Origin of the sequence: Aetokthonos hydrillicola CCALA 1050, assembly GCF_017591665.1 — a bacterium.
GTDB lineage: Bacteria > Cyanobacteriota > Cyanobacteriia > Cyanobacteriales > Nostocaceae > Aetokthonos > Aetokthonos hydrillicola.
In genome coordinates, this window is sequence record NZ_JAAKGC010000058.1 from 31,832 (window position 1) to 46,665 (window position 14,834).

General features: G+C 40.1%; 9 protein-coding genes and 1 pseudogene. 2 read left to right on the forward strand and 8 right to left on the reverse strand.

Translation table 11 applies throughout. The features are described 5' to 3' along the window. Positions 1-201: 201 nt before the first annotated feature. Positions 202-390 (forward strand): annotated as a pseudogene (locus tag G4P69_RS39455) (carbohydrate ABC transporter permease); the annotation flags it as partial. On the opposite strand, the gene G4P69_RS24340 reads toward G4P69_RS39455, so the two are convergent. The 8 genes from G4P69_RS24340 to G4P69_RS24375 all read right to left on the reverse strand — a co-directional run bounded on the left by G4P69_RS24340 (position 388) and on the right by G4P69_RS24375 (position 13,833). Further along, a complete protein-coding gene (locus G4P69_RS24340; RefSeq protein ID WP_208344336.1) occupies positions 388-1,821 on the reverse strand; it encodes an MFS transporter in 1,434 nt (477 codons plus the stop codon). The pseudogene G4P69_RS39455 and the gene G4P69_RS24340 overlap by 3 nt on opposite strands. Positions 1,822-2,679: 858 nt before the next feature. Then, positions 2,680-5,619: an ABC transporter substrate-binding protein gene (locus G4P69_RS24345; protein ID WP_208344335.1), complete on the reverse strand. Its 2,940-nt coding sequence runs from the start codon at positions 5,617-5,619 to the stop codon at positions 2,680-2,682. Between the two features lie 73 nt (positions 5,620-5,692). Continuing rightward, positions 5,693-8,650 (reverse strand): ABC transporter substrate-binding protein, encoded by a 2,958-nt coding sequence (locus G4P69_RS24350; protein ID WP_208351831.1) that lies wholly within the window; start codon positions 8,648-8,650, stop codon positions 5,693-5,695. Between the two features lie 11 nt (positions 8,651-8,661). Continuing rightward, on the reverse strand, positions 8,662-9,969 hold the full coding sequence (locus tag G4P69_RS24355) for an ATP-binding protein (RefSeq protein WP_208345886.1): 1,308 nt from the start codon (positions 9,967-9,969) through the stop codon (positions 8,662-8,664). A gap of 395 nt (positions 9,970-10,364) precedes the next feature. Then, the gene (locus tag G4P69_RS24360) at positions 10,365-11,396 is read right to left on the reverse strand and encodes a hypothetical protein (protein WP_208351832.1); all 1,032 of its coding nucleotides are present in this window, start codon (positions 11,394-11,396) and stop codon (positions 10,365-10,367) included. 157 nt (positions 11,397-11,553) lie between these two features. Beyond that, positions 11,554-12,159 (reverse strand): vWA domain-containing protein, encoded by a 606-nt coding sequence (locus G4P69_RS24365; protein WP_208351842.1) that lies wholly within the window; start codon positions 12,157-12,159, stop codon positions 11,554-11,556. Positions 12,160-12,420: 261 nt separating this feature from the next. After that, positions 12,421-13,026: a vWA domain-containing protein gene (locus G4P69_RS24370; protein ID WP_208351848.1), complete on the reverse strand. Its 606-nt coding sequence runs from the start codon at positions 13,024-13,026 to the stop codon at positions 12,421-12,423. A 273-nt stretch (positions 13,027-13,299) separates the two neighbouring features. Continuing rightward, positions 13,300-13,833, reverse strand: a complete 534-nt coding sequence (locus G4P69_RS24375; RefSeq protein WP_208345649.1) for a hypothetical protein — start codon at positions 13,831-13,833, stop codon at positions 13,300-13,302. A gap of 427 nt (positions 13,834-14,260) precedes the next feature. On the opposite strand from G4P69_RS24375, the gene G4P69_RS24380 reads away from it, so the two are divergent. Beyond that, the coding region (locus G4P69_RS24380; RefSeq protein WP_208351853.1) for an esterase/lipase family protein at positions 14,261-14,834 on the forward strand (574 nt) is incomplete at its 3' end.

Genomic DNA, 14,834 nt, shown 5'->3' on the forward strand with positions numbered 1-14,834 from the left:
ATTTGATACAACATTAGGATCACCCTATAACGTTAGGGTAATCGTAACTATGGTTTAATTTAACTTAACAAGTCACTATGTTATAGATTAACTTTTGCTGAGGGAATTAGCGCAAGCTAATCAGCAAAAGAATAAGAAAATCAGCAGAAGTTAGAGCAGATGTGATAAGTTCATGCCACATCCTTCGATTCTAGGCACCTTTTGAGAACAGGAGTACTACTGATATTGGCAGTTATTATCCTCCTACCTCTAATTGTTGTCTTCCTCACATCGTTTGCTCCTTCTGGGACAACTACTGGACTTTTGGTTAAAAATGGCTGGTCTTTAGATAATTACCGCGATGCTTGGCGGCAAAGTAAATTTTTACTAGCTTTTGCTAATTCTAGCTTATGCCCTATGCCCCATGCCCCATGCCCATTGTTTGAAAGGTATTATAATATTGGCTATGACTTGAGTAAAAGGCTGACTACGTGGTTCTTGGACGAAGATTAAAGGTAATAGAGCCACTAATCGTAAAACTGCGGAAAGTGTAAATAATCCATGTAAACGTCTGCTCGCATCTAGTTCAGCTAAAAAACCCCCAACTGCTGAACCTAAACCACTACTGACGCCAATAGTAGCAGCAGCGATCGCAAAATATTGAGAAGGCCGATAAACTGGTGCTACCGCCATTTGAATATTACTATTGCACAAGTCATGTGCAGCGCCCGAACCACCCAACATTAAGTGTATGATGGGTAGCCATATCCACATAGAAACTGGATCTGTTCCAGTTCCTAACCAAAGTATAGGCACGACGGACGCAACAAGATTGACCAACAATAATAGCGGACGATTTCCAACTTTATCGGCTAATTTTCCCCATACCATCAGCATCACCAAATTGGCTCCAAATAATAAACTTGTGTAGACTGTAACTGTGCTGATGTCTAAACCTAAATTCTTTAGCATGTATAAATTAAAAAATGGCCCGCTCATATTCATGGCAAATGGCCAAATGCTGAAGTATACCAAAAGCTTTAAAAAGTTTGTATCTTTAAGAATTCTGGGTTTTTCGGTAGAGCTAGGGGCATTTTCCTCGTTTTGGTTTGTAGCACAGGGGACGGGGGTCATTTGGGGATTTACATCAGCCATCTTGGACTGACATGCTACACTTAATATTCCAATGACAACTGCTACAAACAACAAAACACTATAACCATGGAGTGTGCCACCAGGAAAAGAAGAAACAATAAATCCAAGAATCGGAACACTTAAAAGATTAGTCAAGCTGGTAGCACTATTACGAAGACCAAAATATCGCCCACGCAACCGAGGTGGAACCAAAGCTGCCATCCAACTAAACCAAGCGGACGTCCCTAAGGCTGTAAAAATACTGCTTAGACAAATTATTGCTAGAGTCCAGGCTATCAGAGAATGTGGCTCTCTACCAGACCAGCTCAACCACCCAATACCTGCAACTAAAATGAGCCATACTAATTTAGCAGGACCGAACATTGTCAGGATATACCAGCGGCGGCTCGTTGTGCGATCAGCTAGATAAGCTCCTAATGGCTGGAGTAAATTAACCAGCATAGGAATAGAAGACAGTAAGCCAACTTCTATCGAAGTCGCACCTAAATAAAGTAGAAAGTTAATCAACAATACGCCGCTAGTGATGTTGGTAAATATAGCGGAAAGAATGCCATCAATGGTAGATGCTTTCAAGCTAGTCCGAATGACTTGCTTGGGTATTTTGGGTAAGGGTTCGCTGTTAAGTACCAATGCTGATGCCCTAAGAGGGTCTGGTACTTCTACAGTAGGGTGAGATGAATTATCCACTAGAATAATCAGGTGTAAAGTGAGAGAAGCACTAAAAGCTTTTGTTGTTATAACCTAATACTGCTATTGTGCTTGGGGTGATGGTAGCGGTCAGGAGAGTGATAAATTTCACAATCAATAAAATAAAAAATCTCTCTTTGGATAGACGTTATTTTTCTTTTCACTAAGTTAGGTTTAATCAGGCTTTTCTAACAAAGAAAACACCACATCAACCTGTACCTAAAAAACTTCAACAATCTTTTTGTTTGGTACAAGTTAGCATACAGAAATCCGATAGGTAGAAATACTTTTTTAAGTAGAGCAAGCCTCTCTCCTAGTTTTTGTTGTTAGTGAATATTTCTAGAAGCTAAAAACTTAAGCATCTAAAAATCCTACTCGCCACAACCACGGCAATTCTAGGTGCTTTTAACTCGCACATACTTAGCTTTTTATTTTTTTGTTAAATAATATTTTCTCGCGAGTCTGATTAATTAGACAAGATCCAAAAAACATATTCTCAGACCATTTCACGAAAATCATGATACAAATACGAAGTAGGGGCAAACGCCGTTTGCCCTTACAGATGTTTAATATGTATCAACATTTAAGTGAATTGGTATCAGATAGAACTTACTCATTGACAGAAATCATTACATATGGGGCAGGAATTAATAACGCCTTAACGAAAGATTTTTCCAGAAATTAGGGTATTCCCGTTCATTGTAAGGGCTTTTGCCATAAGGCCCTACAAGTCCCAAACAACCACTATCCGTCAATACACATGATGTTCTATTTGTATAATGCGTAAGTCCTATCAGACATGAAATCGGAAACCCTACATGAAAAGGGATGAAAAGTTTACGATTACCGTTACACGTACTATTTAAGTAGTACAAATTTACCTTCTTTAACCGTAACAAGGACAGGTTGAATCTGACGTTCCCTCTGTTCAGTAAACTCCAAAATTTCACCTGACGTATTACTTGCCGGAAGCTTTAGATCTTGGAGTTTTTGCAGTATAGTCTTTCTAGAAGGGTTTAAGGAAGAGGAGAAGGCTTTAATAAAAGCCTGTGCTGCATCGTAACTACTAGCTGTACGCCAGCTAATATCTCCTCCCCATTCCTTTGCTGCTCTATTAGCAAAGCTTTTTGATTTTGGCGTATCTCTAAACCAAGGTACTGCGAGAATTAAGCCTTCAACAGCCTTTGAACCTTGAGTTAAAGTTTGTTTGTCATACAGGGTATCGCTACCTAAAAACTTGATGACTCGTTTGTTAGAGTTCGGGAGTCTAGCAATTTTCTGGAGTGCGACAGAAGTTTGTTGTTTATCTGGAAAGAAAACAAGTGCTTGCGATTCGGATTTTGGGAAGTTATTTGTAAATTCTGCCTCAGCTAAATCACTTTTGAAAACAATTCTACCTTTGAGTTTTTCAAAGTTCTTGATAAATTCTTTTGTTAAAGCGTCGCTATAAGTACTCTCGGGAGTGTAGAAAATCGCAACTTTGTTTACTTCAAGTTTTCTAGAAGCGTATTCAGCTAATTTTTTAGCAGTACTAGCACCAGAAGGTACTGTCGTAAACAAGACACTACTATCTGACGAGTTGATAAAGTCAGTAGGAGATATGATAGCTAAATTAGCTTTTTCGTATTCACTTAATGCTACTTGAGTAGCATCATGTCCAATCACTCCTAATATAGAAGAGTCATTGGCTAACTCCTGCGCCACTTGTTTGGCTTTATCTTGTTTGTTACCGTCGTTGGCGATCGCAATCTGTAGCAATCGACCATCCGACCCACCTTTATTGTTAAACTCATTTTGTGCCTGGGCTACACCACGCAATATTTCTCGTGCTGTAGATGCTGAACTTTCCACGGAAACAACTGCTGCTAAAGTTAAGGGAGAACCTTGTTCTCGAGCACGGGCATTGTTGTAGTAGATTAGTAACTCTGGATCGCGACGATCATCTGCTATAGCTTTTTTAAAAATTTCAGCAGCTTCTAAGTATTTACGTTGTTTAAAAGCTTCAATACCTTGGTCACGAGTAATATTTTCTATTTTGGGGAAAAGAGTTCGATCGCCGTAACTAATACTATTACTTATATTGCCTGCACATCTAAACGCCTTCTGTTCTTCTGTTGAACAGGAGTTAGAGATCTGATTAATGCCAACAGCAATTAAAGTAGTAGTGATTCCTATTGTACCTGCTATTGTAGCTAAAAGAAATGATTTACTCTTGTAATACCCAAGACTTCTATTTCTGAAAGCAAAAAGTTCTCCTTTAGAAGGTTTATCTGTGTGCTGCGCTTCAACTTCAGCTTCTAGCAGTTTCAATCGTGCTGTTCGGTTGTCAGGTTCAAATTCCAATACTTCGTTTAAGTATTCTTTGGCTTGTATAAAATCTCCTTGATTGATCAACTCTTGGGCTGAAGCTTGCAGGGCGCGTATTACTCCTTCATCGTTCCGTATTGGGTCAAATTTATAGGCGCGCCTGTAGAGTTCTACAGCTTTATCAAAGTCTTTCGCCTTCAAATATTCATTAGCGAGGGATACTACTGTACTAAAGTGATTTGGATTGATCTCTAGAATTTTGTGATAAAGAGTTTGTATATTTTCTATTTTCCCGTTTTGCTGCACTCGATTTGCTTCTTCCCAAAGGGGATTGACTTGCTCTTGCTCAAGTTCTTCTAATTGGGATATTTCTCGCAGTAATGGGTGACGTAGAACTAACCACCGACGAATAAATTCAACCTTCACTCTACGTCCTGTCTTATCCAGAAAACCTTGTTTAGCTAGTTGATCAGCTGCTTGAATCAAGGAATTTGTTGGAATCACTCCATAATTGTCTTTAAGTAGAGTTAAGGGATCTTCTGGAATTTTCTCTCCTGTCTTAGAATTAGCAATCTGTTGAGCATCAGCTACAGCAGAAAAAACGACTCGTTCTGGAATAGACAACCCTTCCCAGAACCATACCAATCCAGCCTCAGCGTTCTCAATTGCTTTGTCTACAACGCTTTCTACATCTGTACGAGAGATTACCCAGTTTTCTAGTTCCCGTGCTCTCCCGAATAAAGCAAAGCAAATCACTTGTGTAAAATAAGGATGCCCTGAGGATAGGTCAAGAATAGCTTGTATCGCTTCCGGTTTATATTCCAGAATACCTTCAGCAGGTTTAATAATTAACCTCTTAGCACTCAGTTCATCCAGCAATCCGATTTCTTGAAAAGGTGCTCCTTTAAATATACCGAGTAGAGTTGGCAGATCTTCTCGTTTACGCCCTGCAAAAAGAATAATGAATAGCCGATCTTCAATTGTAGCAATATATTTTAAAAATGCAAAAAAATTTGCGACTGCCGAATCTGAGCCTCCATCGCTGAAAGCGTCAAACTCATCCAGTAATAATACTAGTTCTTTATTGTCTAATATTTTATATACCTGGGGTAAGAACTGGCGAGCGAAAATATATGGATCTTTTTCTAAATCTATGACGTTAGGTAGTTTGATGTTATCTGCATCCAAGTCAAGGTGGCTGAGAATTTCAGCAGCAAGAGCATGTAATATGCTGCTTAAGGGTTGTTGACTCTTGTCTTGAAGATCAAAAGGCACAAATAAAAACCGATCCGGTGCAACAAAGTTAGGAATATTCCGGAGTACAGATGACTTGCCTATTCGTCGCTGACCATGTAACAAGATGACTTTTTCATCATGTTTGAGATTATCCTCAATAAAGTGGAACAGACTTTCGCGCCCGAAAAATAATTCTTCCTCGCCAATTGGACGACCAATGACGTGGGGATTTCGGCGAGGAGTGGAATATGTCATAGTTCAATGCTAAATTAAGGAGATACTAATCATTTACTAATAACAACAGCCCCCCGGTCGGATTGCTTCTGCACTATTTTAAGTAGATAAACTTACCTCCCTCAACTCTAACAAGAATGGGCTGATTTTGGCGATTTCGTTTGCTAAATTGTAATACGTCCCCAGAGGTTTCATTTGGTGAAAGGTTTGTGTTTGGAAGATCACGCAAAATTGTTGAGCGGGACGCTTCAGGAAATATCACATCGATGAAAGCTTTTGCGGCATCATAACTAGTAGCTGTACGCCAGCTAATATCTCCTCCCCATTCCTTGGCTGCTTTACCGGCAAAGATTTTTGATTGTGGCGCATCCTTAAACCAGGGTACTGCCAAAATCAAGCCTTCGACAGCTTTTCCACCTTTAATTAAGCTTTCTTGACTGTACAAGCTACTACCACCTAACAGCTTTAGCCCTGGCACATTTGAGTTTGTGATCGCTTGAGCAACTCTGATCGTCTCAGATATGTGTTGTGTATCCGGGAAGAAAACTATTGCTTGTGCTTCCTCTTGAGAGACAGTATTTTTTACTTGATGTTCTATATTTACACTCTGGTCTGTCAACTCAGTCATGACAGGAGGATTACCACCTAATTGTCGAAACTCTGTTGTAAATGCTACTGTTATACTCCTACTATAAGGGCTGTTAGGGTTATATAAAATCACCACCTTGTTTAACCTAAGAAGGTTTCTGGCATATTCAGCTAGTATTTTTCCAGTGGAAGTGTCAGAAGGTACTGTCCGAAAAAAAACTTCACCTGTCAATTCTGTGCTAGTACTAGTAGGTGAAATTATCGCTAAGCTCGAAAGCCTGTATTTCTTTAGTGCTGCCTTTGTAGAATCGCTACTATAGTGTCCAATAACTCCGAGTATTGGTGAGTCGTTGCTTACGTTGATTAATTCTTGTGCTACTTGTTCAGCGGTACTTGGGTCGTCATTATCGTTGGCGATCGCAATTTCTAGTAGTCGATCATTCGATCCCTGTTTCTGATTGTACTCCGATTGTGCCTGCGCAACACCCCGCAACATTTCTTGAGCGATGTCTTGCGTGTTTGCTGGTATAACCACTGCTAGCTTAAAAGGGGAAATCCCTTTTTGTTTTGCTAGCGCATTGTTATAGTAGATTTGAACTTCTGGATCTTTATATTTATCCCCTACCGCCTTCTTAAAATGTTGAATGGCTTTTGGATAATTACCCTGTTGAAAAGCTTCTATACCTTTGTCACGTTCCTGATTTTGATTTTTTGGAAAAAAAGTGCGTTCGCCGTGACTGATTTTCCTTTGATCTAGCGCACAGTAAACACCAAATATCTTCTGGTGACCAGCATAACAAGGGGTTACCAACCGATAAGTACCAAAAGAAACAAGGGCAATAATTCCTGCTGCTACGCCACCAAATAGAATTCGTTTTTGCCTAAACAGGTTTCTAGAATCTGCGGTAACTTTTCCTAAAAGAGTTCGCTCAATTTCTTCTAGCTTCCCTTGTGCTGCTTGGTTATCAGGTTCTATCTCTAAGACTTGACTGAATTGCTCTTTGGCAACTGTCCAAGCTTTTTGTGTTATTAGCTTTTCTCCAAAAGCTTGCAATGCACGTAAATACCCTTCTTGATTGCGTATTCTATCAGCTTGGTAAGCACGTCTATAAAGTTCGACTGATTCCTCGCAATTCTCATTTTGCAAGTGTATTTGAGCCAAATGAGTTATTGAGCTAAAGTGATTGGGATTAATGTCTAAAATCCTCTCATAAAGAATCTTTGCTCTTTCCTGGTTTCCTTGCTGATCCTCTCTACTTGCTGCTTCCCGAAGCTCAGCTATTTCTTCTTGCTGAAGGTTCTCCAGTTGAAGTATTTCTTGGCGTAATGGATGACGTTGAACTAACCACCTACGGACTAATTCAATTTTTACCATACGTTCTGTTTTATCTAAGAAACCTTTATCAGCTAAAAGGTGAGCTGTGTGAACAAGATAATCTGTTGTCTTAACTCCATAGTTTTTGAGGAGCTTTAAGGGTTCTTCTGGTACTGGTTTGTTTTCTAAAATAGCTATCCTTTGAGCCTCAGCTACTGCTGAGAAGACCACTTGCTCTGGAGTTGGTAACCCTTTCCAGAACCAGTCCAAACCACCCTCAGCATTCTCTATCGCTTGGTCTGTAATACTCTCTACATCTGTACGAGTGATTTTGGAGTTATTTCTAGATTTCGCTTCTCTAAAAAGGGCATTACATATTATTTGAGTAAAGTAAGGATGCCCTGCTGAAAGTTTTAGAATTGCTTCTATTGCATTATGCTCATACTCCAACATATCCTGAGATGGTCTAGTGATTAACCGTCGAGCACTTATATCTTCTAGCAAACCAATTTCCAAGTTAGGTGCACCGCTAAATAAACTAAGCAAGTTTGGTAGATCATCCAGATTCCTTCCTATAACGGGAATGATAAATAACTTAGAATGCTGGTTAATTAGCCTCTGTAAGTAAGGAAAAAAATGCTGACCGGCTGAGTAATTAGAAGGAGTATCACTTAAAACATCAAATTCATCAAGCAACAACACCAACTTTTTATTCCCTAATTCCTGATAAACTTGAGATAAAAAGTCACGAGAAAATATATTTGAATCTATTTCTAAACCTACATCTGAAGGTAGTGTTAGCCTGCCATAAGGTATTAGACTAAGGTGGTCAACAAGGTGTTCATAAATTTCTCTAGCAAGTAAATATAGAACCTGGCTTAAAGGATGACTAGCTTTATCCTGAAGATCGAAGTTAACGAAAATAAAATTATTTTCAGGAAGCTGATCAAAGAAATGGGAAATTTGTTTGAGTAGTGATGATTTCCCAATACGCCGTTGACCGTGCAATAAGATAACCTTTACATTTCCTCGTAAGTTGTCTTCAATAAATCTAAACAAGCTTTCTCGCCCAAAAAAATAGTTTCGGTCTTCAACAGGACGACCAATGATGTAAGGATTTCTTCTTGGTTTTTCAGAACTATTAGTCATATTTATTACTCTTACATCCAACTAACTAAGCTTTGGATCATTCCCGAAGGTAACGCTGCAGAAACCCTCCCAAACCACTCTAAAGCTGATGGTACTTCATCCTTATGTTGCCATGCCCACTTAATTGCATCTGTGACTTTCTTAGCTTGTTCATGGCTCATTAAATTTAGAAACCCTTTTTGCCTTTTTTCCAGAGATGCATTATCACTATTCTTAAGCTCTTGAATTACCCACCGCTCTATTATTAATGAGGCGAAGGAGGGTACTCTTTGCCCTGCTTTTTCTGGGGAACGAATAATGATACCCCGTTCTTCTAAATTAACCAACTCTCGCTCTTTTTGATTATAGATAATATTAATACCCTTTAAATCAAAACGTGCTTGAGGTAAGCGCCCTTGCAACCCAGATAGTGCCATTAACATTAATAATGTTTGTTCTACTTCACTACACCTGTCCCAAATAGTTTCCAATATTTGTCTGCTATCACTTTCAAAATTTCTGGTAAATGTTTGTGAGTCTGGTTCTTGCCATTGTGTGGATCGTAACTCTCTATATAAAAGAGAACTTGCCATTTGCAGTAGCGCTGGGTGCCCACCTGCAATTTCTCGAATTGCCTTTTGTAGTTCTGGTGTTATTGATAGAATACTAAGTAATTTTTGAACTTCAACGTCAGTAAATGGCTTGAGAGATTGAAACAGATAATGGTTATACCAGGGAGAACCTGCTGGATTGAGAGGAGGACCAAGTTCATTGAGACGCTTGAGTGAAGTCACAATCATGGAGAGATATCGTCTCTCTTGGCAGTGGTACGCTAAATTACGGCTCTCATTTAAGAATGTTTCCATGTTGGCTCTGGAGTATTGCTCATTTTCTCGCAACGCTGCATCGTAGTCGTCTATTAGCAATACCAGGTATTTTCCTATTTTTCCTAGTTTCCGTAATATCTGGCGCAGACTATCTTTTGTTGTTTGTCCTTGTTCTAACAGTGTTTCAATATCAGTTTGTAAATCTGGTTCACTTTCCAACTTATCCCTCATAATGCTTAGAACCTCCCGCCAAAAAGCGGAAGCAGTAAAGGGGTTGATAGTCTCACAGCTAAATAAAATAATCACCGCATTGGATGGATCTTCTCCACGTGCTTCCCATGCTTCGGGGGAGGCGAGTTTCTCCAAAAAAGAGGATTTCCCCATTCCTGGACCACCCCAAATAGCTAAGTGACTGCGGTTAAAGATTTGATCAAATGCTGCTTCAATTTCAGATTTGCGCCCAACAAAATGTTGGGGTGCAATCGGCTGTCCAACAACGAAGGGATTCGACATCACAAATGTATAACCTTGTATCAAAAAGTGATTTCACTCTGAAAGCAAAAAATTATACACAAAAACTGTCCACATGGAATAAAAAAAACACTATTTCCGTGTATAATTCAACGTTTGCCTTGAAAGTGAAATATTGTTAACCCAGAAGCAAGTTCTAGTACCATTTTTATCTGAAGACGCATAGAAAAGCCCCAGCGCCTTTTTTCCCTCCCCTTTCCAAGGGGAGGTTAGGAGGGGTAAAAATAATATGCAGCTTCACCGAAAATTGGTATAAACCCTTGCTATACAAGGAAAATATACGCAATCTTTGAGAATACCTTCTTAAAGAAAGTCCGTTGATTTTCCTTTTTCAGTGTAGCAAATAGAGGGGATTTTACGGGAAAAACCGCACGTTTTCAATTAGTTTCTTGGATTTGCAAGCGAACAGTACGTTCAGCAGCAGAACCAAGATCCACTTCCATTACTTCACCACCAAATGGTTCTAAACATTCCAGAAGCGATCGCAACTTCGGTGTACTCGCACCTGTATCCACATACAACCGATCCGACAAATTACTAATACGCTTCCAAGTCATGTATAACTTAGCAATTGTCTGTTCTATCTGGGATGCTTGGTTTACTAAATCAGCAGCTATATTCAAACAACCAATTCTTTGAGCTTCTTCCAAAGCGGTTTCTATGTCGATCTCTTGCGCATTCAGCGCTTGAACCTTAGCAGCAGCTTTAAGATATTTGGCAAGGTTACGTGCTTCTGTCGTTACCTGTTTGAGAGTATCCACATCTGGATTAGCAGCAATTTCTTTTTGGAGCACTAGTTGATGAGATTCTGGTAGTTTTTCCATTTCCTTCACCAGTGGTGCAATATAACGAGGAGGAAGAGTGTTATCTGCTGCTTTTTCTTTTACTGGTTCAGGTAACAAATCAGAAGACATTGCTGTCCATTCATCGTTCATTTGTCGCACTTCACGCCGTGTAATGCGATCGCCTTTTTGCGCAGCTTCACTCACCATCTGCTGAACTTCCGGCGCTGCTTTGGAGGTTTCTACAAATGCTCGTTTGCTGAAGTTATTCACAGCTTTTGGATCAAGTACTCCGTCTTCCAAAAGAGTATCAGCACTGTTTGCCAATTGAATCCAGGCGTAAGCTTGGCTTTTGCTAATTTCTCGTTCTTTAAGCCAATTGAGAAAACCGGTACCCCGTCCATCTCCACCCTTTTTTTCCCTATCACGAATGGCTCGTAAAATCCGCCCTCGCCAGATTTCGGTTTGCAAATCAAAGCGATCGCACACCTGCCAAGCTACATCCAACTGCTGTTGAAATTGTGGTTCAGGGATTTCGTCATCTTCTGGATCAGGCAATTCAAATGTCAAATCGGCTGGCTGTTGCAGGGCAGCAGCCAGATCATCGATTGATTCGGTATAGTCCACGATGATTTAAGTCTACTAGGGTATGCGATCAACTGGTTGTCACGGCTATCAGATCACAAAACATTTAGAGTTTTTGTGACGATTAGCAATTAGACATTTTACACCAAAAATGGCAAAATAATCTTCAGCAAAAAAAGATCGCATCGACTGGCAGGAGTTAATCAACAATCGCGTTCAGGAGGACTTCTGATAAACTCATATCTTCCATATCCTCCATAGTTATAGTGTCACAGATATCGAATTTAGCACCTGCACCTTGAAGTTCATCGTCCAATACCTTGAGAAAACGGGTTGCTTGAGGATCTGTCCCGACTTGAATAAATGAAATAGCCAACTCCTCGTCACGCTCCATACGGCGGGATGCTTCAATGATCACTTTCATTACGGCTTTGCGATCGTCCGGTTCTCCATCAGTAACCACTAAAATTGTCTCTCCATTTGGCTGAGTTAGTCCTGCTGCCTTCCGCTCAAAGTAGTTATCAGTTGCGTGTTTCAGCACCCCTGCGAGATCAGTAGTACCAGCAGGATCGTTTTCTTGGAAAATTTGCGCTACTTTGCTTGATGTCACATTTTCGTAGCGTTTGAATCTACCTGAGAATAGATAAACAGTAATTCCATCAGGATCGCTTTCCTCACATTTATTTGCCAAGGCAAAAGTAGATTCCTGTACTGCTATCCATCGAGTTCTACCACCTTTTTGGTCTCGGGTAGACATACTGCCACTTTTATCAATAATTAATGTGTAATCACGATTTTCTACCATTTTTAAACTCTCCATTAAAAGGGAACAGGAAAAAAAATTATAAGAGGTAGGCTGAAAACCCCGTGACTTTAGTCTGGGGAACCTGTACAAGGTAGTGAGTGGCTCCTTCGTTAAGGTGATTTCCAAGAAAGAAAATACCTGGGGAATGCGAGTTTCGGCTCCGCTCAACTCAAGGTTTCGACTTCGCTCAATTCGCGATCTCTCAGTTGGTTGAGCGAAGCCGAAACCAACGGCGGTGGTATATTTATTCCTGTAAATCACCTAATCAACGATCGCATTCAACAGGACTTCTGATAAACTCATATCTTCCATATCTTCCATGGTTATGGTGTCACAGATATCGAATTTAGCGCCTGCGCTTTGGAGATCGTCGTCCAATATTTTGAGAAAACGCGTTGCTTGGGGATCTGTGCCAACTTGAATAAATGAAATAGCCAACTCCTCGTCACGCTCCATACGGCGGGATGCTTCAATGATCACTTTCATTACGGCTTTGCGATCATCCGGTTCTCCATCAGTAACCACTAAAATTGTCTCTCCATTTGGCTGAGTTTGCCCGGCAGCCTTCCGCTGAAAGTAGTTATCAGTTGCGTGTTTCAATACCCCTGCGAGATCAGTAGTACCAGCAGGATCGTTTTCTTGGAAAATTTGCGCTACTTTGCTTGATGTTACATTTTCGTAGCGTTTGAATCTCCCGGAAAATAGATAAACAGTAATCCCATCAGGATCAAGTTGCTCACATTTATTAGCTAAGGCAAAGGTAGATTCCTGTGCTGTCACCCATCGACTTCTACCACCTTTTTGGTCTGGGGTAGCCATACTACCACTTTTATCGATAATTAATGTATAGTCCCGGTTTTCTAGCATTTCTCAATTCTCCCTTAAAAAAGAAGTAGCGACGAGCAATCTATTCAAAGGCGCTACATTGATTTATGATGCTGCATTCAAAGAGCGATCACTGCTACTTAATTCTATGTGTATCCTAAAAAAACCAAATAACCTCCCCTGGAGGATGAGCAATTAGGCTCACAAGGGAGGTTGGTAAAGATTTATAAATCTGTGATGGGTAGCTTGCGAATTACAAATTGCTGTGAAGCTGAGGACTCTGAGCAAGTTTTACTGACTGCTAATTTTCATCCATTAGTTAGGAGTTTTTACCTGACGTGCCATATCAAGAAAAGAATTCATGTTAGCACCTGGACGACGACGCCCGTTAGAGTTGGTGGGTGTCAGATATTTGGGTGCAAATGTTGTTTCTTCTGGTTGTTTGGGGGCTGCACTGGGTGTAGGGGTTTTTTCCTTTTTAGCAGCTTGAGCCTTAACACCTTTGGCTGTTTGCACGAGTTCAACTTCGCTAGGTTTGATGATGGTTGTAGCGGCGTCTTTTTTACCATTGGATGCCGCAGGAACAGTCTCTTTAACTGATTTTACGGCTTTCTTAGTATTCTCTGTTACTGCTTCTACCGCTTGTTGAGTATTTTCTGTTACTGCTTGTACTGCTTGTTGTGTGTTTGTTGCGGCTGTTTCTACTGCTTTTTTCGCCTTTGATGCTAAGTTATTTTCATCACCATCTTCTTGGAGTTCTAGATAGTAGCCGCTATCCTTTTTACCACCGAAAAGCCCAAGAAAGAAATTTACGATTCCGGAAATTAAGTTTTTGATAAAACTGATCATTGCAACTGCTCCTGCCCTTGATATCTGGTATATAACCGCAATCCTGAAAAAAATTACGGGATATTGTTACATTTTATCAAGATATACTTGACTTACCTCTGTGGTTCTGCCGCCTAATTTAAGTGGCAGCTTTCGCGAGTTTGTGTTTCGTCAACAGTGTTGTAAAAGCACAAGACAAATGCTCTAAATTCCTTCCTGCAAGCACTTGTAACTTGTACATAGTCAGAATATAGCTCATTTTCAATTATTAAATTTTACTGTAACTTGGAGCAAGATTTTTAAAGTTTGCTCTATAAAACTTAACAATCACTCTCTCAGTTACGTAACGGTTAAGCCACTAGAGAAAGCGCCATAGGTGTTTTATAAATTGCAGTGATGTTTTGTTAATTCTTATATAGGGTAGATTATTTTTGATACTAGTTAGTGTATGGAGAATTCAAAACAGCGTAATCCTGTGTTGTTGGTACATGGCATCTTTGACACAGGTCGAGTGTTTGATAGCATGATTCCCTATTTAAAAAATAGGGGTTGGACTGTCTATGACCTAGATCTATTGCCTAACAACGGTAATGGGCGTCTTGATCATTTAGCAGAGCAAGTTGCTGATTATGTTAATAGCACATTTTTACCACAACAACCTATAGATATCGTGGGTTTTAGCATGGGTGGTATTGTTAGCCGTTACTATGTTCAAAGATTAGGTGGAATTAACCGTGTGGAGCGCTTTATCACGCTCTCTGCACCAAATAATGGGACTTGGGTTGCCTTCTGCCATCTGGGTGCTGGCTGCATTCAGATGCGTCCTAACAGCACCCTGCTTGAGGATTTGAATCGTGATGCGGCGATGTTAGAGCAAATTAATTTTACCTCTATTTGGACACCTTATGATTTAATGATTGTTCCTGCCAATAGTTCTCGAATGCCTGTAGGAAGGCAAATTACCGTCCCAGTCTGGACTCACGCTGCAATGCTTACAGATAGAAGAAGTTTAGCGGCGGTAG